Annotated in this window: 17 protein-coding genes and 1 riboswitch; of the genes, 11 read left to right on the plus strand and 6 right to left on the minus strand. The window is 72.1% G+C overall.

Going from position 1 to position 21,806, the window contains the following annotated elements; translation table 11 throughout:
• Positions 1-313: 313 nt before the first annotated feature.
• Positions 314-1,438: a GTP-binding protein gene (locus tag ACFZDE_RS33335; protein WP_391206418.1), complete on the plus strand. Its 1,125-nt coding sequence runs from the start codon at positions 314-316 to the stop codon at positions 1,436-1,438.
• Here the strand turns inward: ACFZDE_RS33335 and ACFZDE_RS33340 are convergent.
• A complete protein-coding gene (locus ACFZDE_RS33340; protein WP_390994720.1) occupies positions 1,435-3,891 on the minus strand; it encodes a DNA topoisomerase (ATP-hydrolyzing) in 2,457 nt (818 codons plus the stop codon). The two genes, ACFZDE_RS33335 and ACFZDE_RS33340, sit on opposite strands and share 4 nt — an antisense overlap.
• Positions 3,892-4,110: 219 nt before the next feature.
• Between ACFZDE_RS33340 and ACFZDE_RS33345 the strand changes: the two genes are divergently transcribed.
• The 4 genes from ACFZDE_RS33345 (at position 4,111) to ACFZDE_RS33360 (ending at position 8,926) form a co-directional block, all read left to right on the plus strand.
• Positions 4,111-5,490 carry an insulinase family protein gene (locus ACFZDE_RS33345; RefSeq protein WP_390994717.1) on the plus strand — a complete coding sequence of 460 codons (1,380 nt, stop codon included), beginning with the start codon at positions 4,111-4,113 and terminating at the stop codon, positions 5,488-5,490.
• On the plus strand, positions 5,487-6,875 hold the full coding sequence (locus ACFZDE_RS33350; protein WP_390994714.1) for an insulinase family protein: 1,389 nt from the start codon (positions 5,487-5,489) through the stop codon (positions 6,873-6,875). Before ACFZDE_RS33345 ends, ACFZDE_RS33350 begins: the two co-directional genes overlap by 4 nt.
• Before the next feature lie 200 nt (positions 6,876-7,075).
• Positions 7,076-7,240, plus strand: a riboswitch (cyclic di-AMP (ydaO/yuaA leader).
• A gap of 12 nt (positions 7,241-7,252) precedes the next feature.
• The gene (locus ACFZDE_RS33355; protein WP_390994711.1) at positions 7,253-8,041 is read left to right on the plus strand and encodes a peptidoglycan DD-metalloendopeptidase family protein; all 789 of its coding nucleotides are present in this window, start codon (positions 7,253-7,255) and stop codon (positions 8,039-8,041) included.
• A 189-nt stretch (positions 8,042-8,230) separates the two neighbouring features.
• The gene (locus ACFZDE_RS33360; RefSeq protein ID WP_391206422.1) at positions 8,231-8,926 is read left to right on the plus strand and encodes an FCD domain-containing protein; all 696 of its coding nucleotides are present in this window, start codon (positions 8,231-8,233) and stop codon (positions 8,924-8,926) included.
• A 187-nt stretch (positions 8,927-9,113) separates the two neighbouring features.
• Here ACFZDE_RS33360 and ACFZDE_RS33365 read toward each other — a convergent pair whose 3' ends face one another.
• A complete protein-coding gene (locus ACFZDE_RS33365) occupies positions 9,114-9,395 on the minus strand; it encodes an HPr family phosphocarrier protein (protein ID WP_003993478.1) in 282 nt (93 codons plus the stop codon).
• A gap of 180 nt (positions 9,396-9,575) precedes the next feature.
• Between ACFZDE_RS33365 and ACFZDE_RS33370 the strand changes: the two genes are divergently transcribed.
• The 4 genes from ACFZDE_RS33370 (at position 9,576) to ACFZDE_RS33385 (ending at position 14,965) form a co-directional block, all read left to right on the plus strand.
• A complete protein-coding gene (locus ACFZDE_RS33370) occupies positions 9,576-12,398 on the plus strand; it encodes a GNAT family N-acetyltransferase (protein WP_391206425.1) in 2,823 nt (940 codons plus the stop codon).
• A 51-nt stretch (positions 12,399-12,449) separates the two neighbouring features.
• Positions 12,450-13,037, plus strand: a complete 588-nt coding sequence (locus tag ACFZDE_RS33375) for a DUF5998 family protein (RefSeq protein WP_189592852.1) — start codon at positions 12,450-12,452, stop codon at positions 13,035-13,037.
• Positions 13,037-14,233, plus strand: a complete 1,197-nt coding sequence (locus ACFZDE_RS33380; protein ID WP_390994701.1) for an alkaline phosphatase family protein — start codon at positions 13,037-13,039, stop codon at positions 14,231-14,233. The genes ACFZDE_RS33375 and ACFZDE_RS33380 overlap by 1 nt, the downstream gene beginning before the upstream one ends.
• Before the next feature lie 81 nt (positions 14,234-14,314).
• On the plus strand, positions 14,315-14,965 hold the full coding sequence (locus ACFZDE_RS33385) for a thymidine kinase (protein WP_358566892.1): 651 nt from the start codon (positions 14,315-14,317) through the stop codon (positions 14,963-14,965).
• Between the two features lie 24 nt (positions 14,966-14,989).
• Here the strand turns inward: ACFZDE_RS33385 and ACFZDE_RS33390 are convergent, their stop codons facing one another.
• Complete coding sequence (locus ACFZDE_RS33390) at positions 14,990-15,793, minus strand: VOC family protein (protein WP_391206430.1); 804 nt, start codon at positions 15,791-15,793, stop codon at positions 14,990-14,992.
• Between the two features lie 251 nt (positions 15,794-16,044).
• Here ACFZDE_RS33390 and ACFZDE_RS33395 point away from each other — a divergent pair, with 251 nt between their 5' ends.
• Positions 16,045-16,893, plus strand: coding sequence for a rhodanese-like domain-containing protein (locus tag ACFZDE_RS33395; RefSeq protein ID WP_391206433.1), 849 nt, complete (start codon positions 16,045-16,047; stop codon positions 16,891-16,893).
• A 100-nt stretch (positions 16,894-16,993) separates the two neighbouring features.
• Here the strand turns inward: ACFZDE_RS33395 and sepH are convergent, their stop codons facing one another.
• Positions 16,994-18,028: a septation protein SepH gene (sepH, locus tag ACFZDE_RS33400; RefSeq protein ID WP_391206437.1), complete on the minus strand. Its 1,035-nt coding sequence runs from the start codon at positions 18,026-18,028 to the stop codon at positions 16,994-16,996.
• Positions 18,029-18,498: 470 nt separating this feature from the next.
• On the opposite strand from sepH, the gene ACFZDE_RS33405 reads away from it, so the two are divergent.
• Entirely contained in the window at positions 18,499-19,314 is an 816-nt protein-coding gene (locus ACFZDE_RS33405; protein WP_391206440.1) for a hypothetical protein, read from the plus strand.
• Here the strand turns inward: ACFZDE_RS33405 and ACFZDE_RS33410 are convergent.
• Positions 19,238-20,557, minus strand: a complete 1,320-nt coding sequence (locus tag ACFZDE_RS33410; protein ID WP_390994688.1) for a D-arabinono-1,4-lactone oxidase — start codon at positions 20,555-20,557, stop codon at positions 19,238-19,240. The genes ACFZDE_RS33405 and ACFZDE_RS33410 overlap by 77 nt on opposite strands.
• Positions 20,517-21,758 carry an MFS transporter gene (locus ACFZDE_RS33415; protein ID WP_390994686.1) on the minus strand — a complete coding sequence of 414 codons (1,242 nt, stop codon included), beginning with the start codon at positions 21,756-21,758 and terminating at the stop codon, positions 20,517-20,519. The genes ACFZDE_RS33410 and ACFZDE_RS33415 overlap by 41 nt, the downstream gene beginning before the upstream one ends.
• Positions 21,759-21,806: the final 48 nt, after the last annotated feature.

The following is a 21,806-nucleotide window of genomic DNA, read 5'->3' on the forward strand; positions in this document are numbered from 1 at the left end:
CCGGTTCAGGCGGCCGTCCGCCGGTCGTCGGGGTGCGGGTCGACGGGAGGGGACCGGCGAGCGGTGGGCGGCGCTTGCCGTCTCCCAGAGTGCCGAGCGGCTCTGATCGGCGGGGAGGCGGAGAGGAGGCGCACGGAGGGAAGCGAGGGTCGCACAAACCGGCGCCATGCCCAACGTCTGCCCCGCGAGTGCTGCTAACAATCGTTCACTCAAGAGTGGATCTCATGGCTCGTATCCTGGGGCGGCATCCCCATTTCCCACGTGTGCCGGGAGCGCGAGCCGGTGCACGCGTCGGCGCGAGAGAGGTCGCACGGTGAGTCAGCCGAGTCCGAAACCGCAGCAGATCCCGGTCGTCGTCCTGGCCGGATTCCTCGGCTCGGGAAAGACCACCTTGCTCAATCACCTCCTGCACCGCAGCGGCGGCAGCCGTATCGGCGCCCTCGTCAACGACTTCGGGGCGATCGAGATCGACGCGATGGCCGTTGCGGGAGCGCTCGGCGACTCCACGGTCTCCCTCGGCAACGGCTGCCTGTGCTGTGCCGTCGACGCGAGTGAACTGGACCAGTACCTGGAGCGCCTCGCGGAGCCCGGCCTCGGCATCGACGTCATCGTCATCGAGGCCAGCGGTCTCGCCGAGCCGCAGGAACTCGTGCGGATGCTGCTGGCCAGCGAGCATCCGGGGGTGGTGTACGGCGGGCTCGTGGAGGTCGTCGACGCCGCAGAGTTCGACGACACCCGGGCCAGGCACCCCGAGATCGACCGGCATCTCGCGCTGGCCGACCTCGTCGTGGTCAACAAGCTGGACCGGGCAGCGGACGGCGAGCGCGTCCTCGGGCTGGTGCGGAGCCTCGTCGACCGCGCCGCCGTCGTCCCGGCCACCTACAGCCGGATCGACCCCGAGTTCCTCTTCGACTGCCGGCCGAGCGAGGAACGCATCGGGCAGCTGTCCTTCGACGACCTGCACGAGCACGTCGGGGACGACGACCTCCACCAAGCCGACTTCCACCAAGCCGACGTCCACGAAGCCGACGTCCACGAAGCCGACCATCACGCCGGTCACCTGCACGCCGCCTACGACAGCCTGTCGTTCGTCTCCCAGGCCCCCCTCGACCCGCGCCGGCTGATGGCGTTCCTCGACAGCCGCCCCGAAGGGCTGTACCGGATCAAGGGCTACGTCGACTTCGGGCCCCACGACGTCCGCAACCGCTACGCCGTCCATGCCGTCGGGCGGTTCCTGCGGTTCTACCCGGAGCCCTGGCCCGACGGCGAGGAGCGCCTCACCCAGCTGGTCCTCATCGGCTCGGGGATCGACGCCGCCGCGCTCGAGAAGGAGCTGGAGGCGTCCAGGAGCGACGCCCCACACGCCGACGAGCACGGCATGTGGGGCGTCCTGAGGTACGTACGCGACCCCGAGGAGCAGGGCGCGGACCCGGCCTAGACCGGTCCGGCCACCACCGCCACCGTCTTCGCCAGGGACACGCCAGAGCCGTCACGGCGCGGGTCGATGTCCGGGAGGTCGGCCGGGGTGCCGTTCTTCTGGGCCGCGAGCGCGGGAGCGGGGCCCGCCCAGGCCAGGGACAGGCAGTCCTCACCCTTCAGGAACCGCTGGCAGCGGACGCCGCCGGTGGCCCGGCCCTTGCGCGGGTACTGGTCGAACGGGGTCAGCTTCGCCGTCGTCTGGACGGAGTCGTCCAGCGTGCCCCGCGATCCGGCGACGGTGAAGACGACGGCGTCCACGGCCGGGTCCACCGCCGTGAAGGAGATGACCTTCGCGCCCTCGGTGAGCTTGATGCCGGCCACACCGCCCGCCGGACGCCCCTGCGGGCGGACCTGGGACGCCTGGAAGCGCAGCAGCTGCGCGTCGTCGGTGACGAAGACCAGGTCCTCCTCGCCGGTGCGCAGCTCGACCGCGCCCACGATCCGGTCGCCCTCCTTGAGGGTGATCACCTCGAGCTCGTCCTTGTTGGCCGGATAGTCCGGCACCACGCGCTTGACGATGCCCTGGGCCGTGCCGAGCGCCAGGCCCGGCGACGACTCGTCGAGCGTGGTCAGGCAGACCACCGTCTCGTCGTCCTCCAGGGTGACGAACTCCGCCAGCGGCGCGCCCCCCGCGAGGTTCGGCGACGCCGGCGACTCCGGGAGCTGGGGCAGGTCGACCACGTTCAGCCGCAGCAGCCGGCCCGCCGAGGTGACCGCGCCCACCTCACCGCGGGCGGTGGCCGGCACCGCCGAGACGATCACGTCGTGCTTCACACGCTTGGCCCCGGGCGCCTCCGAGAAGGGCTCGGCGTTCGCCGTACGCGCCAGCAGCCCCGTGGAGGACAGCAGCACCCGGCACGGGTCGTCGGCCACCTGGAGCGGCACGGCCGCGACCGGGGCACCGCCCGACTCCAGCAGCACCGTACGCCGATCGGTGCCGAACTTCTTGGCGACGTCGGCCAGTTCGGAAGAGACCAGCTTGCGCAGCTCGGAGTCCGAGTCCAGGATCCGGGTCAGCTCCTCGATCTCGGCGGTGAGCCGGTCCTTCTCCGACTCCAGCTCGATGCGGTCGTACTTGGTCAGGCGGCGCAGCGGCGTGTCGAGGATGTACTGCGTCTGCACCTCGCTCAGCGAGAACTGCTCCATCAGGCGCTGCTTGGCCTGCGCGGAGTTCTCGCTGGAGCGGATCAGGCGGATGACCTCGTCGATGTCCAGCAGGGCCGTCAGCAGGCCCTCGACCAGGTGCAGCCGGTCGCGCTTCTTGCCGCGGCGGAACTCCGAGCGCCGCCGTACGACGTTGAAGCGGTGGTCGAGGTAGACCTCCAGGAGCTCCTTGAGGCCCAGTGTGAGCGGCTGGCCGTCCACCAGCGCCACGTTGTTGATGCCGAAGGACTCCTCCATCGGCGTCAGCTTGTAGAGCTGCTCGAGGACCGCCTCCGGTACGAAGCCGTTCTTGATCTCGATGACCAGGCGCAGGCCGTGCGCGCGGTCGGTGAGGTCCTTGACGTCGGCGATGCCCTGGAGCTTCTTGGAGCCGACCAGGTCCTTGATCTTGGAGATGACCTTCTCGGGGCCGACCGTGAAGGGCAGCTCCGTGACGACGAGGCCCTTGCGGCGGGCGGTCACCGGCTCCACCGACACCGTCGCCCGGATCTTGAAGGTGCCGCGGCCGGACTCGTAGGCGTCCCGGATGCCGGACAGGCCGACGATGCGGCCGCCCGTGGGCAGGTCCGGGCCCGGGACGTGCTTCATCAGGGCGTCGAGATCGGCGTTCGGGTGCCTGATCAGGTGGCGGGCGGCGGCGATGACCTCGCGGAGGTTGTGCGGCGCCATGTTCGTGGCCATGCCGACCGCGATGCCCGAGGCGCCGTTGACCAGGAGGTTCGGGAAGGCGGCGGGCAGGGCCACCGGTTCCTGCTCCTGGCCGTCGTAGTTGGGGTTGAAGTCGACCGTGTCCTCGTCGATCGACTCCGTCATCAGGCTCGTCGCCGCGGCCATCCGGCACTCGGTGTACCGCATGGCGGCCGGCGGGTCGTCGTTGCCCAGCGAACCGAAGTTGCCGTGGCCGTCGACCAGGGGGACGCGCATCGAGAAGGGCTGGGCCATGCGCACGAGGGCGTCGTAGATCGACGCGTCGCCGTGCGGGTGCAGCTTGCCCATCACCTCGCCGACGACCCGGGCGCACTTGACGTACCCGCGCTCGGGGCGCAGGCCCATCTCGCTCATCTGGTAGACGATGCGGCGGTGCACCGGCTTGAGGCCGTCGCGTGCGTCCGGCAGGGCGCGGGAGTAGATGACCGAGTACGCGTACTCGAGGAAGGAGCCCTGCATCTCGTCGACGACGTCGATGTCGAGGATCCGCTCCTCGTACGAGTCGTCGGGCGGCGGGGTCTTCGTGCTGCGGCGGGCCATCGCTGCCGGCTCCTTGCTGCTGCGATCCAGATCTGACGCGGACCATTGTGGACCGCCGCACTGACAAGCGGGACCAGGACCCGGGGGCAAGCGGTGTCCCCGTCCGAGGACCGAGGTCGCCACCGGGAACTTCACCAGGGCTTCGCGCGCTTGCATACAGTGGCAGGACCGGCAGGAATCCGCGGTCTGAACAACCGCTCAGCGATCGAAGGGACGTACATGCCCATGGGTCACACGGCCACAGCCCAGGCAGGCTCCGGGGGCCTGACAGCGACCGAGCACCGCCTGGCCAACGGCCTGCGCGTGGTGCTCTCCGAGGACCACCTGACCCCGGTCGCGGCGGTGTGCCTCTGGTACGACGTCGGCTCACGCCACGAAGTCAAGGGGCGTACCGGCCTGGCTCACCTTTTCGAGCACCTCATGTTCCAGGGATCCGCGCAGGTCAAGGGCAACGGTCACTTCGAGCTCGTCCAGGGCGCGGGTGGCTCGCTGAACGGCACGACCAGCTTCGAGCGGACCAACTACTTCGAGACCATGCCCGCCCACGAGCTGGAGCTCGCGCTCTGGCTGGAGGCCGACCGCATGGGCTCGCTGCTGGCCGCCCTCGACGACGAGTCGATGGAGAACCAGCGGGACGTCGTCAAGAACGAGCGCCGCCAGCGCTACGACAACGTCCCCTACGGCACCGCCTTCGAGAAGCTGACCGCCCTCGCCTACCCGGAGGGCCACCCCTACCACCACACCCCGATCGGCTCGATGGCCGATCTGGACGCGGCGACCCTGGAGGACGCGCGCGCGTTCTTCCGCACCTACTACGCGCCGAACAACGCCGTGCTCTCCGTGGTCGGCGACATCGACCCGGAGCAGACGCTCGCCTGGGTCGAGAAGTACTTCGGCTCCATCCCCGGTCACGACGGCAAGCCCGCCCCGCGCGACGGGTCGCTGCCGGAGACCATCGGCGAGCAGCTGCGCGAGGTCGTCGAGGAGGACGTCCCGGCCCGCGCCCTGATGGCCGCCTACCGGCTCCCGCACGACGGCACGCGCGCGTGCGACGCGGCCGACCTGGCTCTCACCGTCCTCGGCGGCGGCGAGTCCTCCCGCCTCTACAACCGGCTCGTGCGCCGCGACCGTACGGCCGTGGCGGCCGGCTTCGGGCTGCTGCGGCTCGCCGGTGCGCCCTCCCTGGGGTGGCTGGACGTGAAGACGTCCGGTGACGTGGAGGTCCCGGTCATCGAGAGCGCCATCGACGAGGAGCTCGCCCGGTTCGCCGAGGAGGGCCCCACGCCCGAGGAGATGGAGCGCGCCCAGGCCCAGTTGGAGCGCGAGTGGCTGGACCGGCTCGGCACCGTCGCGGGCCGCGCCGACGAACTGTGCCGGTACGCCGTGCTCTTCGGTGACCCGCAGCTCGCCCTGACCGCCGTCCAGCGCGTGCTGGAGATCACGGCGGAGGAGGTCCAGGAGGTCGCCAAGGCCCGCCTGCGGCCCGACAACCGCGCGGTGCTCGTCTACGAGCCCGTCGCCGACGAGCCCGCCGAGGACGCCACCACCGACGCCACCGCAGCCGCGGCCACCGACGAGAACGAGGAGGCGGCCAAGTGACCGAGCTCGCCACGATGGACTTCCACCCCCGGCCGCAGGCGGGCGACGCCCGGCCGTGGGCCTTCCCAGCCCCCGAGCGCGGCACGCTCGACAACGGCCTGACGGTGCTGCGCTGCCACCGCCCCGGCCAGCAGGTCGTCGCGGTCGAGGTGCTGCTGGACGCCCCCCTGGACGCGGAGCCGGCCGGACTCGACGGTGTGGCCACGATCATGGCCCGGGCCTTCTCCGAGGGCACCGACAAGCACTCCGCCGAGGACTTCGCCGCGGAGCTGGAGCGCGCCGGCGCCACCCTCGACGCGCACGCCGACCACCCCGGCGTCCGGCTCAGCCTGGAGGTGCCCGCCTCCCGGCTCACCAAGGGCCTGGGCCTGATCGCCGACGCCCTCAGGGCGCCCGCGTTCGCCGACAGCGAGGTCGAGCGGCTGGTCAACAACCGCCTCGACGAGATCCCGCACGAGCTGGCCAACCCCTCCCGCCGCGGCGCCAAGGAGCTCTCCAAGGAGCTGTTCCCGGCGGACTCGCGCATGTCGCGGCCCCGGCAGGGCAGCGAGGAGACGGTCGCCGCGATCGACTCCGCGGCCGTACGGGCCTTCTACGAGAAGCACGTCCGCCCCGCCACGGCCACCGTCGTGGTGGTCGGCGACCTCACCGGCATCGACCTGGACGCCCTGCTCGGGGACACCCTGGGCGCCTGGACGGGATCCTCGGCCCAGCCGCGTCCCGTGCCGCCGGTCACCGCCGACGACACCGGCCGGGTCGTCATCGTGGACCGCCCCGGCGCCGTCCAGACGCAGCTGCTGATCGGCCGGATCGGGCCGGACCGGCACGACCGCGTGTGGCCCGCGCAGGTGCTGGGCACGTACTGCCTCGGCGGCACCCTCACCTCCCGCCTGGACCGCGTCCTGCGCGAGGAGAAGGGCTACACCTACGGCGTACGGGCGTTCGGCCAGGTCCTCAGGTCCGCCCCGGACGGCACGGGTGCCGCGATGCTCGCCATCAGCGGTTCCGTCGACACCCCCAACACCGGCCCGGCCCTGGAGGACCTGTGGACGGTGTTGCGCACCCTCGCCGCCGAGGGGCTGACCGACGCCGAGCGGGACGTCGCCGTGCAGAACCTGGTGGGTGTGGCGCCGCTGAAGTACGAGACGGCGGCGGCCGTCGCGAGCACGCTGGCCGACCAGGTCGAGCAGCACCTGCCCGACGACTACCAGGCCACGCTGTACCGGCAGCTCGCCGCGACCGGCACCGTGGAGGCCACCGCGGCGGCCGTGAGCGCCTTCCCGGTGGACCGTCTGGTGACCGTCCTCGTCGGTGACGCGGCGCAGATCAAGGCGCCGGTCGAGGCCCTCGGCATCGGCGAAGTCACCGTCGTCGCCGCCGAGTAGCGGTACACGTCGCCACGCGCGCGGGGGCCCTGGTTGTCGTCAAAGGCGCCAGGGCCCCTTTATGCCCGAATTGGGATGGGAGTTGCCTGTCTGGCCTGTGGGATGCGCTACAAAAGCCGGGATTCGTTTGGGAATTGAAAGTGGCGCCGCTTAGCGTCGTCCGGGCTGTTCGTCAGGCAGTGCGCCGCACCCGCGGCACCGGACAGTCATCGCCGAGTCCCCGTACGGCGCGAGCCAGGGGAGCCGGGGACCCATCGCAGTCCCTGGGGTGAATCGGGCGCCCGCGCGAGCCGCGAGGGAGTCCGTAGGAGACCTTCCTGCTCCGAACCCGTCAGCTAACCCGGTAGGCGAGAGGGAAGGAAAGGACCAGCCACTACATGGCGTTCACTCGCGCCACCGGGAAGCACCGTCGTCCCAGCAGGATGCAGCGCTCCACCGCCCGCGCGGCGGGCGTCGCGGCCCTCGCCACCACCGGCGTGATCGGCACCGTGGCGGCCCCCGCCGCCTTCGCCGCAGAACCCAGCGTCGAGCAGACCGGCCTCACCCCGGTCGTCACCATGGGGGACACCGCGGCCCAGCAGATCGACGCCCAGGCCCTCGCGCAGCAGCACGCCGCCGATGAGGCCGCCGCCAAGCAGAAGGCCGAGGAGGCCGCCCGCAAGCAGGCCGCCGAGATGGCCGAGCGGGCCAAGGAGGCGGCCGAGAAGGCCCGTGCGGCCAAGGAGCGAGCCGCCCGTGAGGCCGAGCGCAAGCGCCTGAACACCTTCGTCTCCCCGATCTCCGGTTCGTACGTCTCCACCAGCTACCAGGCCAGCAGCGGCCTGTGGTCCTCCGGCAGCCACACCGGTGTCGACTTCCACGCCGCCAGCGGCACCTCCGTGCACGCGGTCGGCTCGGGCGAGGTCGTCGAGGCCGGCTGGGGCGGCTCCTACGGCAACCAGGTCGTCATCAAGATGACGGACGGGACGTACACCCAGTACGGCCACCTGTCCTCCATCAGCGTCTCGGTGGGCCAGCGGGTCACCCCGGGCCAGCAGATCGCCCTGTCCGGTGCGACCGGCAACGTCACCGGCCCGCACCTGCACTTCGAGGCCCGCACCAGCCCCGAGTACGGCTCGGACATCGACCCGGTCGCCTACCTCCGCTCCCACGGCGTGGGTATCTGACCGGAACGTCTCCGTTCCCCCCGAAAGCCCCGGCTGTTCAAGCCGGGGCTTTCGGCGTTTACGGCCGCCCGCTGTCCAAAAAATATCCATGGATTGCCGCCTGCCGTCGGAAATTCCGGCCGATTGCAATAGAGTCACGGAACGCACGCCGCTCGTCGGCGTTTCACGGGGATTAAGCGGAGGTCGGTCATGCGTATTCCCGCGCACTCGGTGTGCACGGCCATCCGGGACGACATCGTCGCGGGGGTCCACGCGCGTGGCAGCCGGCTCACCGAGGAACTCCTCGCCCGCCGCTACGGCGTCTCGAGGGTGCCGGTCCGGGAGGCGCTGCGCACGCTCGAGGCCGAGGGTTTCGTGGTGACCCGCCGGCACGCGGGCGCGTGTGTGGCGGAGCCCACCGAGCAGGAGGCCGGCGACCTGCTGGAGATGCGCCTGCTGCTGGAGCCGCTCGGCGCGGCCCGGGCCGCCCAGCGCCGCACCGAGGCGCATCTGAAGGTCCTGCGCGGCCTGGTCCGGCTGGGCCAGGAGCGGGCCCGCCGGGGCGACAGCGACGACCTGCGCTCTTTGGGCGGCTGGTTCCACGAGACGCTCGCGCAGGCCTCCGGCAGTCCGGCGCTGACCTCGATGCTCACCCAGCTCCGCCACAAGATCGCCTGGATGTACGCCGTGGAGGCGCCGGTCAGCCCGGTGGAATCCTGGACCGAGCACGGCGCGATCGTGGACGCGGTGGCGCGCGGTGACGGCGAGCGCGCGCGGGCGGTCACGGCGCTGCACGCCGAGCGCGCGAAGGGCGCGTACCGCCTGCGGTTCGCCTCCGCCCGGGAGCGCGCCGAGCGTGTGAGGAACTCGCAACATCCCGTAAACACGGCGAGCCCGCGACATTAACACGGTGGCTGTATACAAAGAGCAGTCAATTCCGGGGGGCTATTTCTGCTGCCTGGATTCTTGGAATTCCGCGCCGTGCCGATGGGGAATTGTGGCGGGTTGCCCTCGCCGACAGGGAATGGCGAAGGGCCCGCCCCGTGCATATGGGCGAGCCCCTCGCTGTGCGCCGAATCGGGCGCTCGGTGGGTCAGACGGTCTCGGGCAGTTCCTCGAGACCCTCGGAGACCAGCTTGGCGAGCCGGTCCAGGGCGGCGTCCGCGCCCTCGGCGTCGGAGGCGAGGACGATCTCCTCGCCCCCCTGGGCGCCGAGGCCCAGGACGGCCAGCATGGAGGCCGCGTTGACGGGGTTGCCGTCAGCCTTGGCGATCGTCACCGGGACGCCTGCGGCCGTGGCGGCTCGGACAAAGATGGAAGCGGGGCGGGCGTGGAGGCCCTCGGCCCAGCCGACGTTGACGCGGCGCTCAGCCATGTGTTGCTGCCCTTCGGTGTTCAGGGTTGTCTAGACCAGTTTCCCATATCGTGAAGCTGTGCCGGAGCGGTCCTCGAAGAACCGCCCCGGGGTGCCGTCGGATCGCGGCCTCGACCCGACTGACGCCCTCCACAGACTGCCTCGCGTCCGCTGTCGGACGCTAGCCGTACTCTGGGGCCCATGCAGACCTCGCCGGACCGGCACGAGTATCCCGCCCACTGGGAAGCCGACGTGGTGCTGCGCGACGGAGGCACCGCGCGCATCCGGCCCATCACCGTCGATGACGCCGATCGTCTGGTCAGCTTCTACGAGCAGGTCTCCGACGAGTCGAAGTACTACCGCTTCTTCGCGCCGTACCCTCGCCTGTCCGCCAAGGACGTCCACCGCTTCACGCACCACGACTTTGTGGACCGGGTGGGACTCGCGGCCACGGTCGGCGGCGAGTTCATCGCCACCGTACGCTACGACCGGATCGGCGCGGACGGAACGCCCGCGTCGGCGCCCGCCGACGAGGCCGAGGTCGCCTTCCTCGTGCAGGACGCCCACCAGGGCCGCGGGGTCGCCTCCGCCCTGCTCGAACACATCGGCGCCGTCGCCCGCGAGCGCGGCATCCGCCGCTTCGCCGCCGAGGTGCTGCCCGCCAACACCAAGATGATCAAGGTGTTCACGGACGCCGGATACACCCAGAAGCGCAGCTTCGAGGACGGCGTCGTCCGTCTGGAGTTCGACCTCGAACCCACCGACCGCTCCCTGGCCGTGCAGTACGCGCGCGAGCACCGTGCCGAGGCCCGCTCGGTGCAGCGGCTGCTCGCCCCCGGCTCGGTCGCCGTCATCGGGGTCGGCCGCAGCCCGGGCGGCGTGGGCCGCAGCGTCCTCGGCAACATCCGGGACGCCGGGTACACCGGCCGCCTCCACGCCGTGAACAAGGCCCTCCCGGAGGGGCAGAAGGAGCTCGACGGGGTGCCCGCCCATCGCTCGGTGCGCGACATCGACGGCCCGGTCGACCTCGCGGTCGTCGCCGTACCGGCCGAGCACGTCCCCGAGGTCGTCACCGAGTGCGGCGAGCACGGCGTGCAGGGGCTGGTCGTCGTCTCCGCCGGGTACGCCGAGAGCGGCCCCGAGGGGCGCGAACGCCAGCGCGCACTCGTACGGCACGCGCGTACGTACGGCATGCGGATCATCGGCCCGAACGCCTTCGGCATCATCAACACCTCGCCCCGGGTCCGGCTGAACGCCTCCCTCGCCCCCGAGGTGCCGCGTCCCGGCCGCATCGGGCTGTTCGCCCAGTCCGGCGCCATCGGCATCGCCCTGCTGTCCCGGCTGCACCGGCGCGGCGGCGGTGTCACGGGCGTGACCGGTGTCTCCACCTTCGTCTCCTCCGGCAACCGCGCCGACGTCTCCGGCAACGACGTCCTGCAGTACTGGTACGAGGACCCCGACACCGATGTCGTCCTCATGTACCTGGAGTCCATCGGCAACCCCCGCAAGTTCACCCGCCTCGCCCGCCGCACCGCCGCCGCCAAGCCCCTGGTCGTGGTCCAGGGCGCACGGCACGGCGCCGCTCCCCAGGGGCACGCCGTCCGGGCGACCCGGCTGCCGCATGCGACCGTCTCGGCGCTGCTGCGGCAGGCCGGGGTCATCCGCGTCGACACGATCACCGAGCTGGTCGACGCGGGCCTGCTGCTCGCCCGTCAGCCCCTGCCCGGCGGTCCCAGGGTGGCGATCCTGGGCAACTCGGAGTCGCTCGGCCTGCTCACCTACGACGCGTGCCTCGCCGAGGGGCTGCGACCGCACCCCCCGCAGGACCTGACCACCGCGGCCTCGGCGGCCGACTTCCACACCGCCCTGTCCCGGGCCCTGGCCGACGACCGGTGCGACGCCGTCGTCGTCACCGCCATACCGGCGGTGGGGGAGGGCTCGGTCGGCGACGCGGCCCTGGCGCAGGCCCTGCGCTCGGCCTCGGCGGCGGCCCCGGCGAAGCCGGTCCTCGTGGTCCACGTGGAGCTCGGCGGCCTGGCGGAGGCCCTGTCGGCGGCGGCGAGCACGGCACCGCAGGCCGGGTCGGACAACCCGCCGCAAACCATCCCAACTCCGGTGCTCGCCGCGGAACGACTCCCCACCACCGAAGCCCCCGAAGGCGCCCACCTCATCCCCGCCTACCCCGCCGCCGAGCGCGCCGTCCGCGCCCTCGGCCAGGCCGTGGCCTACGCGCAATGGCGGCGCGACGCCGCCGAGCCCGGCAAGGTGCCCGAGTACGAGGACATCAACGAGAAGGGCGCCGCCGCGCTGATCGACGGCCTCCTCGCGCGCGGCCAGGGGCTCACCCTCGGCACGGACGAGACGTGTGACCTCCTCGGTCACTACGGCGTCCAGGTCCACCGCGCGCTGCCCGCCCCGACCCCCGACGCCGCCGCCGAGGCCGCCCGCGACCTCGGCTACCCCGTCGCCCTCAAGGCCACCGCCCCGCACCTCAGACACCGTGCCGACCTGGGCGGCGTCCGCCTCGACCTCGCGGACGAGGAGCAACTGCGCCGCTCGTACGCCGAGTTGACCGAGCTGTTCGGCGCGCCGGAGGAGCTGCGGCCGGTGGTGCAGCGGATGGCGCCACGCGGCGTGGACGTCGTCGTACGCGCCGTCATCGACCCCGCGGCCGGAGCCGTGCTCTCCTTCGGGCTCGCCGGGGCCGCCTCACAGCTGCTCGGGGACACCGCGCACCGGCTGATCCCGGTCACGGACCGGGAGGCGCACTCGCTGGTGCGCTCGATCCGCACCGCCCCGCTGCTGTTCGGCTGGCGCGGCTCCGCACCGGCCGACACCCGCGCCCTGGAGGAGCTGCTGCTGCGGGTGTCCCGGCTGGTGGACGATCACCCCGAGGTCGTCGCGGTCACCCTGGAACCGGTGGTCGTCGCCGCGCACGGCCTGAGCGTCCTCGGCGCCTCCGTGCGCCTCGCGCACCCGCCCGCCCGCGACGACCTCGGCCCGCGGACCCTCCCCGCGTACTGACAGGGGGCGAGCTGTCCCTCGCAGTCAGTGGTCCCCCGTAGGATGGGCGTCATGGCCAAGACCAGTACGACGACCCAGGGGCTGCGGGCGGCGATCGAGCGCAGCGGCTACTACCCGGCCCTCGTGGCCGAGGCGGTGGAGGCCGCCGTGGGCGGCGAGCCCATCCGGTCGTACCTGGTCCACCAGGAGACGACGTTCGACCAGAACGAGGTACGGCGGCATGTGACGGTGCTCGTCCTCACCGACAACCGCTTCATCGTCAGCCACACCGACGAGCAGGCCGCCGACAGCACCTCCCCGACGCCGTACGCCACCACGTCGACGGAGTCCGTGAAGATCGGCCGCATCTCCTCGGTCGTGGTCAGCCGCGTGGTCGCCAACCCCGAGTCGTACAAGCCGGGCACCCTGCCCCGCGAGGTCGTCCTCACGATCGGCTGGGGCGCCGTCTCCCGTATCGACCTGGAGCCGGCCGCGTGCGGCGACCCCAACTGCGAGGCGGACCACGGCTACACCGGCAACTCGACGGCGGACGACCTCAGCCTGCGCGTCAGCGAGGCCGGGGACGGACCGGAGACCGTGCGCGAGGCGCTCGCCTTCGCCCAGTCCCTCTCCGAGGCGACCGCGGACACGACCCGCTGATGGCACAGCCCAAGACGGCCTGGGACGACCACCCCGAACCGCTCACCGTCACCTCCGCGCCCGTCCCCGAGTACGGCAGCGGATCGCTCGCCGACCTCCTGCCCACCCTGGCCGCCGGCCTGGGAGTGCCGGAGATGAGCGCCACGATCACCGAGCTGACCCCCACCGACCGCAACTGCGTGTTCCTGATCGACGGGCTCGGCTGGGAGCAGCTGAGGGCGCATCCCGAGGACGCGCCCTTCATGACGTCCCTGCTCGCCACCTCACGCGGCGGCACCGGGCGTCCGCTCACCGCCGGCTACCCGGCGACCACGGCCACCTCGCTGGCCTCCGTCGGCACCGGCCTGCCCCCCGGCGCGCACGGCCTGCCCGGCTACACCGTCCGCAACCCCGACACCGGCGAGCTGATGAACCAGCTGCGCTGGCAGCCCTGGAGCCCGCCCGGCCCCTGGCAGCCGTACCCCACGGTCTTCCAGCTGGCGCACGCGGCCGGGGTGCACGCGGCGCAGGTGTCGTCCCCCACCTTCGAGAACACCCCGCTGACCAAGGTCGCGCTCAGTGGCGGAACGTTCCTCGGGCGGCTGTCCGGCGAGGACCGCGTCGACCTCGCGGCCGAGCAACTGGCCGCGGGCGACCGCTCCCTGGTGTACACGTACTTCGCCGAGGTCGACGGCGCCGGCCACCGCTTCGGCGTCGACTCCGACGCCTGGCGCGGCCAGCTCATGTACGCCGACCGCCTGGTCCAGCGTCTGGCCGAGCAGCTGCCGCCGCGCAGCGCGCTCTACGTCACCGCCGACCACGGCATGATCGACGTGCCCTTCGACGAGCAGCACCGCATCGACTTCGACGAGGACTGGGAGCTGAGCGCCGGGGTCGCCCTGCTCGGCGGCGAGGGCCGTGCCCGCCACGTCTACGCGGTGCCCGGCGCGGCGAACGACGTCCTGACGTGCTGGCGCGAGGTGCTCGGCGAGCAGTTCTGGGTGGCCTCACGCGACGAGGCCATCGCGGCGGGCTGGTTCGGCCCGCGGATCGACGAACGGGTGTACGGCAGGATCGGTGACGTGGTCGCCGCAGCGCGGGACGACGTCCTGCTCATCGCCTCCGAGCGGGAGCCGAAGGAGTCGGCGATGGTCGGCAACCACGGTTCGATGACCCCCGCCGAGCAGCTGGTCCCCCTGCTCGAAGTACGCTCCTGAAACAGCCCCGCCCTGAGCCTCACCCCGGTCCCACCCGTCCTCCCACCCCGTCCTCCCACGCCGAAAGGTGCTCAACTCCACATGCCCGAGCTGGTGTTCTTCTGCGGAACGATGGACTGCGGGAAGTCGACGCTGGCTCTCCAGATCGAGCACAACCGCTCGGCGCGCGGCCTGCAGGGCATGATCTTCTCGCGCGACGACCGCGCCGGCGAGGGCAAGCTGTCCTCCCGCCTCGGCCTGGTGACGGACGCCGTGGAGGTCGGCGACGGGCAGGACCTCTACGGCCACCTCGTCGACCACCTCTCGCAGGGCGGCCGCGCTGACTACGTGATCGCCGACGAGGCGCAGTTCCTCGCGCCGGAGCAGATCGACCAACTGGCGCGCGTGGTCGACGACCTGAGCCTCGACGTCTACGCCTTCGGTATCACGACCGACTTCCGCTCCAAGCTGTTCCCCGGCTCGCAGCGGCTGGTGGAGCTGGCCGACCGGGTCGAGGTCCTTCAGGTCGAGGCCCTGTGCTGGTGCGGAGCCCGTGCCACGCACAACGCCCGCACGATAGGCGGGGTGATGGTCGTCGAGGGCGCCCAGGTGGTCGTCGGCGACGTGACCCACTCCGCCGACGAGGTCGGGTACGAGGTCCTGTGCCGCCGCCACCACCGCCGCCGGATGACCGCGGCGACGTCCCGCGCGGCGGCCCTGTCCCCGGACGTGCTGCCGGTGACGTCCGCCTGACTCCCCGCTTCCCGCAGCCGGCCCTCAACTCGGCCGCTGCAGCAGCGCGAACCGCGCCCCTTCCGGGTCCGCCACGCACGCGACCCGTCCGTGGGGGGTGTCGTGCACCGGCTTCAGTGCCTGGCCGCCCAGGTGGACGAGATGGTCCAGCGCGTCGTCGACGTCGGCGACCTGAAAGTACGTGACCCAGTGCGGCCCCCGGTCGCGGGGCAGGGCCTGCCCCAGCCCGTGGATGCCGGCGACGGGTTCGCCGCCCAGGTGCAGGGTCACGTAGTCGAAGTCGGCGGAGACCACCGGCTCCTCCTCGTAGCCGAACACCATCCGGTAGAACTTGGCGACACTCGCCGACTCGAAGGTCAGCAGCTCGTTCCAGGCGGGCGTGCCGGGCACGTCCGAGACGGCGGTGCCGAGGTGCGTGGCGGCCTGCCAGATGCCGAACACCGCCCCCGAGGGGTCGGAGCCGATCGCGAGGCGGCCGGCGTCCGCCGCGTCCAGCGGGCCCACGCCGATCGTGCCGCCGCGGCTGCGTACCGTCCCGGCGGTGAGATCCACGTCCTCCGACGCGAAGTAGGGCGTCCACGCGATGGGCAGATGGCGGTCCGGGGGCAGCCGTCCGATGCCGGCCACCTCCCGCCCGTCGAGCAGGGCGCGCACATACGGGCCGAGCTGCTGGGGCCCCGGCTGGAACTCCCAGCCGAACAGCGCTCCGTAGAACTCCTCGGTCGCGTCCAGGCCGTGCACCATCAGGCTCACCCAGCAGGGCGCGCCGGGCGCGTGCCGAGCGGGTGTGTCACCGTTCGGGCCGGCGGACCCCCGTGCGTCGGTCATCGTCACTCTCTTCTCGGCCTCGCGGTGGCCGTGCTCTCCGCAGCCTTGGCGGGGTGGCCCTGTGGGGCGTCCCTTGTCCGGGAGAACGCCCGATGTGCGGGCCTCGTCCCTCGCGGCGCGCTTGTCGGCATGTGTCGTTCAGCTGTACAGCATGTGCTTGTTCCCGTACGCCGCGTGATCGCTTCGCTCCGGCCGAGCAGAGTAGCCGGACACGGACGGCTCGGCCACCCCCGTGCGCGAGGATGGGGGCCATGAACGCCATCATCTCCGCATCCGACCTCGTCAGGGATCTCGCGGGCGACCGGCCGCCGGTCCTGCTCGACATCCGCTGGCAGCTCACCGCCGCCAAGGCGGCCGGGGAGCCGCCCTTCGACGGCCGCGCCGCGTACGAGGCGGGGCATCTCCCGGGGGCCGTATACGTCGACCTGGACCGGGAGTTGGCCTCCGCGCCGGGCAAGGGCGGCCGGCATCCGCTGCCCGATCTCGCGCACTTCGGCGCCGCGATGCGCCGGGCGGGCGTGTCGGCCGGGACACCGGTGGTCGTCTACGACGGCGGCCAGGGGTGGGCGGCGGCCCGGGCGTGGTGGCTGCTGCGCTGGACGGGTCACTCGGACGTGCGTGTCCTCGACGGCGGGTTGCCGTCCTGGGAGGGGCCGTTGGACACGTCCGCGCCGGATGTGAAGGAGGGCGACTTCGTGCCCGAGCCGGGGGCGGGGCTGCTCGACGCGGACGCCGCCGCGGCGCTGGCGCGGTCCGGGGTGCTGCTGGACGCGCGGGCCGGGGAGCGGTACCGGGGCGAGGTGGAGCCGATCGACCCGGTGGCGGGGCACATCCCGGGTGCGGTGTCGGCGCCCACGACGGAGAACGTGACGGCCGACGGGCGTCTCCGGCCGGCCGCTGAACTGCGGGCGCGGTTCGAGGGACTTGGCGTGACCGAGGGAACGCGGGTCGGCGTGTACTGCGGTTCGGGGGTCTCCGCCGCCCACGAGGTCCTGGCGCTGGCGGCCGCCGGCATTCCGGCGGAGCTGTACGTGGGGTCCTGGTCGGAGTGGTCCTCGGACCCGGACCGGCCGGTGGCGGTCGGCCCGGACCCGCGGTGACCTGAAGAGCCTGACGCGGAGAGTCCGACACGGTACGCCTGATACGAAGAGAGGGCCGCGCCCGGACAGCGCGGCCCTCGTCCTTCGGCAGCCGACTCGGCTACTCCTGCTTCTTGCGCCGCGTCCCGAAGACGATCTCGTCCCAGCTCGGCACGGCCGCCCGGCGGCCCGGACGCACCCCGTCCGCCTCGGCCTGGCGGTCGGTGGCACCGATGAGCCGGTCGCGGTGGCTGCCCACGGAGCGCGGCATGAGGACGTCCGCGTAGGCGGAACCGGCGGAGGCCGCGGGAGCCGGGGGCTCCTCCTCCTCGACCTCCGCGACGACGGGCTCCTCCTCGGGCTCCGCCGGGGGGAGTTCCGGAACGACCAGGTCGCCGCGGAAGCTCGGCACCGCCTCCAGCAGGCTGGTCAGCGAGTCGCGCTCGCCCGTGGTCTCCTCGATCGGTTCGGACGCCTGCGCGGGCAGGCCGGGCCGCTCGCGCTCGGGGCGGTCCAGCGGCCTGTCGCGCGGCAGCCGGGCGATCCGGGGGACGAACGGGAAGCTGGGCTCGGGAGCGGCCAGGTCGTCGGACTCGCCGATCAGGGAGCGCGCCTCGTCGTCGACGGCCTGGACGAGCCGCCGGGGCGGGTCGTACGTCCAGCTCGCCGCGTGCGGTTCGCCCGCGACGCGGTAGACGAGCAGGACCTCCCAGGTGCCGTCGTCGCGGCGCCACGAGTCCCACTGGACGGTGTCCTTGTCGGCGCCGCGCAGCAGCAGCCGCTCCTGCACGGCCTCGCCCAGGGGTGGACCGGAGTTCTCGCCGGGGCGGCGGACCGGGGTCTTGCGGGCCCGCTCGGCCATGAAGGCGCGCTCGGCGAGCACGGGGCCCTCGAAGCGGCGCACCCGGTCGACGGGGATGCCGGCCATCTGCGCGACCTCTTCCGCGGTCGCGCCCGCACGTATACGTGCCTGGATGTCGCGGGGGCGGAGGTGGCTTTCGACCTCGATCTCGATCTGGCCGAGACGGGGACGGTCGCCGCGCACGGCGGCGCGCAGGCGTTCGTCGATCGGAAGCGTGTACTCCGTAGAGTCGGCAGCCTTCAGCACCAGCCGTGTGCCGTCATTCGAGACGGCCACGACACGCAGTTCGGGCATGGGGACCTCCCGGGTGGTGCCTGCCGACGTCACGTGCGTCGCTGCTTCCGCTAGTCGAGTGTGGCCTGCCCGGGTGCAGCCTGCCACAACCTTGCCGAGTTGCCCGGCGTGTCGGGCGCGGGCCCTGGATCGCCGTTATGGCACGGTTACCTATTCGCAACGCTAAGTGACGAACCCTGTCACCCTGTGCAACTAGCCCCCTCCCGGCGGTCCTTAAAGGCCCTGTACACCCTCACGGGAGACCGGACCCAGGGCTCGCAACAGTACTCCATTCGGGCCACGTGCGTGGATTGGCGCGCCGCCCAACTTCTCGCAAGGGGTGGGACTTGGCCGCCCCTGCCCCCATTCCGCGATCTTGAACGTGGGGAACTTCACGTAATCACCTGAATCGGAACTAAGGGTTACGGCCGCACGTCCCCTTCTTGTGCAGATGAACGACCGTGTACGGGAAAGGCAGGCAAGGTCCGGGGATGCGTGAAAGGTCCGACGGCGTCGACGAGTCGAGCGAGCGAGCGACGGAGAAGAGCAGGCGGATCGACCTGAACGTGCCCCAGGTCGCGGGCGGTGCCGTGGCGGCGGTCCTGGCGGCCAAGCTGGCCTCGTACTTCGGGGTGTACGGCACGATCCTGGGCGCCGGTGTCGTCAGTGTGGTCGCCACCTGCGGCGGCAGCCTCTTCCAGCACTTCTTCAAGCGCACCGGCGAGCAGATCAGGGACGTGACGGCGGTGGCCGCAAGGCCCGCGGCCGGGCAAGCCCCGCCGGGGCCCGGCGAGTTCACCGAGGGCACCGTGTACCGGGCGCGGACCAGGAGCTGGAAGCGGCCCGTGCTCGCGGCGGCGGTCGTCTTCGGCGTGACGATGGCCGGAATCACCACCTACGAGCTGGCCTCGGGCCACAACCTCAGCGGCGGCCGCGACACCACGGTCGGCGACGCGTTCTCCCGCGGCGACTCCACGCCGGACCCGGGTGACGCGGGCGGCTCGGGCACGAACGGGGAGTCCGGCACCGGCACCCCCGACGGCATCGGCACCCCCGACGGCACCGGCACCGGCGAGGCTCCCACGGCGGACCCGTCCGGCACCGGCGCACCTCAGGGCGCCACCCCCGCACCCCCCACCGGCGAGGGCGGCGCTACGACGCCGAGCCCGAGCCCGACCCCGAGCGCCACCGGGAGTGAGGACACCGGGAGCACCACCCCCGGTGCACCCTCTACGCCCCCAGAACCCTCCGCACGTAGTCGTTCTGGAACCGCCGATCAGGATCGAGACGGTCCCGCAGCGCCGTGAACTCGCCGAAGCGCGGATACACCCGGGAGAAGTACTCGGCGTCCCGTGTGTGGATCTTGCCCCAGTGCGGGCGGCCCTCATGCGCGGTGAAGATGCGCTCGGCGGCCGTGAAGTACCGCTGGAAGGGCGTGCCCTGGAACATGTGGACGGCGATGTACGCGCTGTCCCGGCCGGAGGCGGTGGACAGCGCGATGTCGTCGGCCGGGGCGGTGCGCACCTCGACGGGGAAGCTGACCCTGAGGCCGGAGCGGTCGACCATCGCCTTCAGCTCGCGCAGCGCCCCGACGACGGCCGCGCGCGGAACGGCGTACTCCATCTCCACGAAGCGCACCCGGCGCGGGGACGTGAAGACCTTGTAGGGGATGTCCGTGTACGTGCGCGCGGACAGGGCCTTGCTGGAGATCTGGGCGATGGCGGGGATCGTGGCGGGCACCGCGCGGCCGACCCAGTTGGCCACCTGGAAGACGCCGTTGGAGAGGAACTCGTCCTCGATCCAGCTCTTGAGCTGCGGCACGGGCTTCTCGGGGCCCGCGCTGCGGTTGTTGCGCTTGGTGTTGGTGCTGCCGGTGTGCGGGAACCAGTAGAACTCGAAGTGCTCGTTCTCGGCCCAGAGTTGTTCGAAGTCGGAGAGGACCTTGTCGAACGGCATCGGCTCCTCGCGGGCCGTGAGCAGGAAGAGCGGCTCGACGGCGAAGGTGATCGCGGTGACGATGCCCAGGGCGCCGAGGCCGATGCGGGCGGCGGCGAAGACCTCCGGGTTCTCCTTCTCGGAGCAGTTCAGGACCGAGCCGTCGGCCGTGACCAGCTCCAGACCCTTGATCTGGGCGGCGATCGAGGCCGAGTCGCGGCCGGTGCCGTGGGTGCCGGTGCTGGTGGCTCCCGAGACCGTCTGCTCCATGATGTCGCCCATGTTCGTGAGCGACAGCCCCTCGCGGGCGAGAGCCACGTTGAGTCTCTTGAGCGGGGTGCCGGCCTCCACCGTGACCGTCATGTTCTCGCGGTCGATGTCACGGATGCCGGTCAACAGTTGAGGGCGGATCAATACGCCGTCGGTCGCGGCTATGGACGTGAAGGAGTGCCCGGCACCGACGGCCTTCACCTTGAGCCCGTCCTCGGCGGCCCGCCGCACCGCGGCGGCCAGTTCGTCGACCGAGGCAGGGGTGACCTCCCGGGCGGGACGCGCCGAGACGTTCCCGCCCCAGTTACGCCACGTGCCGTTCTTTCCGTTCGCTGTGCTGCTCAACGGAGCCTCCCCGACCCGGTGCCGGTCGCTTGAGCCGGCGGAACCCGAGGAAACCCACCGCGACCGCGACGGCACCGGCCACCGCCGGAACCCCGTACCCCGCACGCGCCCCGGCCGCGTCGATCACCCAGCCGGCCGTGGAGGAGCCGACCGCGACTCCCGCCGTGAGCCCGGTACTCACCCAGGTCATGCCTTCGGTGAGCTGCGCGCGTGGTACGTGCTCTTCGATGAGGGACATCGTCGTGATCATCGTGGGAGCGATGGACAGACCCGCAACGAACAGCGCCACGGCCAGAAACGGCAAGTTTCCGACCAGTAGGAGGGGGATCATACTCACGGCCATGGCACAGACGCCCAGCAGCCACCGTCGTTCCGGCGCCCCGCCGAAGTGCAGCAGCCCGAACACCATGCCCGCCACACAGGAGCCCGCCGCGTACACCGCCAGGACGATGCTGGCCGCGGCCTTGTGCCCCTCCTCGTCGGCGAACGCCACGGTGACCACGTCGACGGCCCCGAAGATCGCGCCGGTGGCGACGAAGGTGGCCACCAGGACCTGGAGCCCCGGCGCCCGCAGCGCGCTGCCGCCGCCGCCCTTCCGCTCGCGCGGGTGCGGCACGGGCTCGGTGGCGCGCTGCGCGGTCAGCCAGAACACGCCGACGGCCAGGAAGCAGGCGGCGAGCAGCGGACCGGCTTCCGGGAACCATGCCGTGGACAGGCCGATGGAGATGATCGGCCCGAAGATGAAGCACACCTCGTCCACCACGGACTCGAAGGAGTACGCGGTGTGCAGCTGCGGCGTCCCCCGGTACAGAGCCGCCCAGCGGGCCCGGATCATCGCGCCGACGCTCGGCACGCAGCCGATGCCCACGCACGCCACGAACAGCACCCAGTCCGGCCACCCGTAGTGTGCCGCACACAGCAGCAGGGCCGCGGCGGCCAGCGAGATCAGTGTCGCCGGGCGCAGCGCGCGCCGCTGTCCGAACTGGTCGGCCAGGCGTGAGACCTGCGGTCCGGCCACGGCGGCGGACAGCGCGATGGTGGCTGACAGGGCCCCGGCCAGGCCGTATCTCCCCGTCAGCTGGGAGATCATCGTGATCACGCCGATGCCCATCATCGACACCGGGATCCGGCCGAGGAAGCCCGCAGCGGAGAAACCCTTGGAGCCGGGGGCTGCGAACAGGGCGCGATAGGGGCTGGGCACGGGGTCTCCGAAGGCTCAGTAAGCTGCGAACGCAGTCGACACAGCTTA

Origin of the sequence: Streptomyces sp. NPDC007929 (assembly GCF_042959065.1) — a bacterium.
Lineage (GTDB): Bacteria > Actinomycetota > Actinomycetes > Streptomycetales > Streptomycetaceae > Streptomyces.

Excerpts from the sequence above, each read along its gene's own strand:
- ACFZDE_RS33340 (WP_390994720.1), bottom strand. The coding sequence starts at position 3,891 with ATGGCCCGCCGCAGCACGAAGACCCCGCCGCCCGACGACTCGTACGAG.
- ACFZDE_RS33375 (WP_189592852.1), top strand. The coding sequence starts at position 12,450 with ATGGCCAAGACCAGTACGACGACCCAGGGGCTGCGGGCGGCGATCGAG.
- ACFZDE_RS33365 (WP_003993478.1), bottom strand. The coding sequence starts at position 9,395 with ATGGCTGAGCGCCGCGTCAACGTCGGCTGGGCCGAGGGCCTCCACGCC.
- ACFZDE_RS33360 (WP_391206422.1), top strand. The coding sequence starts at position 8,231 with ATGCGTATTCCCGCGCACTCGGTGTGCACGGCCATCCGGGACGACATC.
- ACFZDE_RS33345 (WP_390994717.1), top strand. The coding sequence starts at position 4,111 with ATGCCCATGGGTCACACGGCCACAGCCCAGGCAGGCTCCGGGGGCCTG.
- ACFZDE_RS33390 (WP_391206430.1), bottom strand. The coding sequence starts at position 15,793 with ATGACCGACGCACGGGGGTCCGCCGGCCCGAACGGTGACACACCCGCT.
- ACFZDE_RS33385 (WP_358566892.1), top strand. The coding sequence starts at position 14,315 with ATGCCCGAGCTGGTGTTCTTCTGCGGAACGATGGACTGCGGGAAGTCG.
- sepH (WP_391206437.1), bottom strand. The coding sequence starts at position 18,028 with ATGCCCGAACTGCGTGTCGTGGCCGTCTCGAATGACGGCACACGGCTG.
- ACFZDE_RS33405 (WP_391206440.1), top strand. The coding sequence starts at position 18,499 with ATGCGTGAAAGGTCCGACGGCGTCGACGAGTCGAGCGAGCGAGCGACG.
- ACFZDE_RS33370 (WP_391206425.1), top strand. The coding sequence starts at position 9,576 with ATGCAGACCTCGCCGGACCGGCACGAGTATCCCGCCCACTGGGAAGCC.
- ACFZDE_RS33395 (WP_391206433.1), top strand. The coding sequence starts at position 16,045 with ATGAACGCCATCATCTCCGCATCCGACCTCGTCAGGGATCTCGCGGGC.
- ACFZDE_RS33355 (WP_390994711.1), top strand. The coding sequence starts at position 7,253 with ATGGCGTTCACTCGCGCCACCGGGAAGCACCGTCGTCCCAGCAGGATG.
- ACFZDE_RS33380 (WP_390994701.1), top strand. The coding sequence starts at position 13,037 with ATGGCACAGCCCAAGACGGCCTGGGACGACCACCCCGAACCGCTCACC.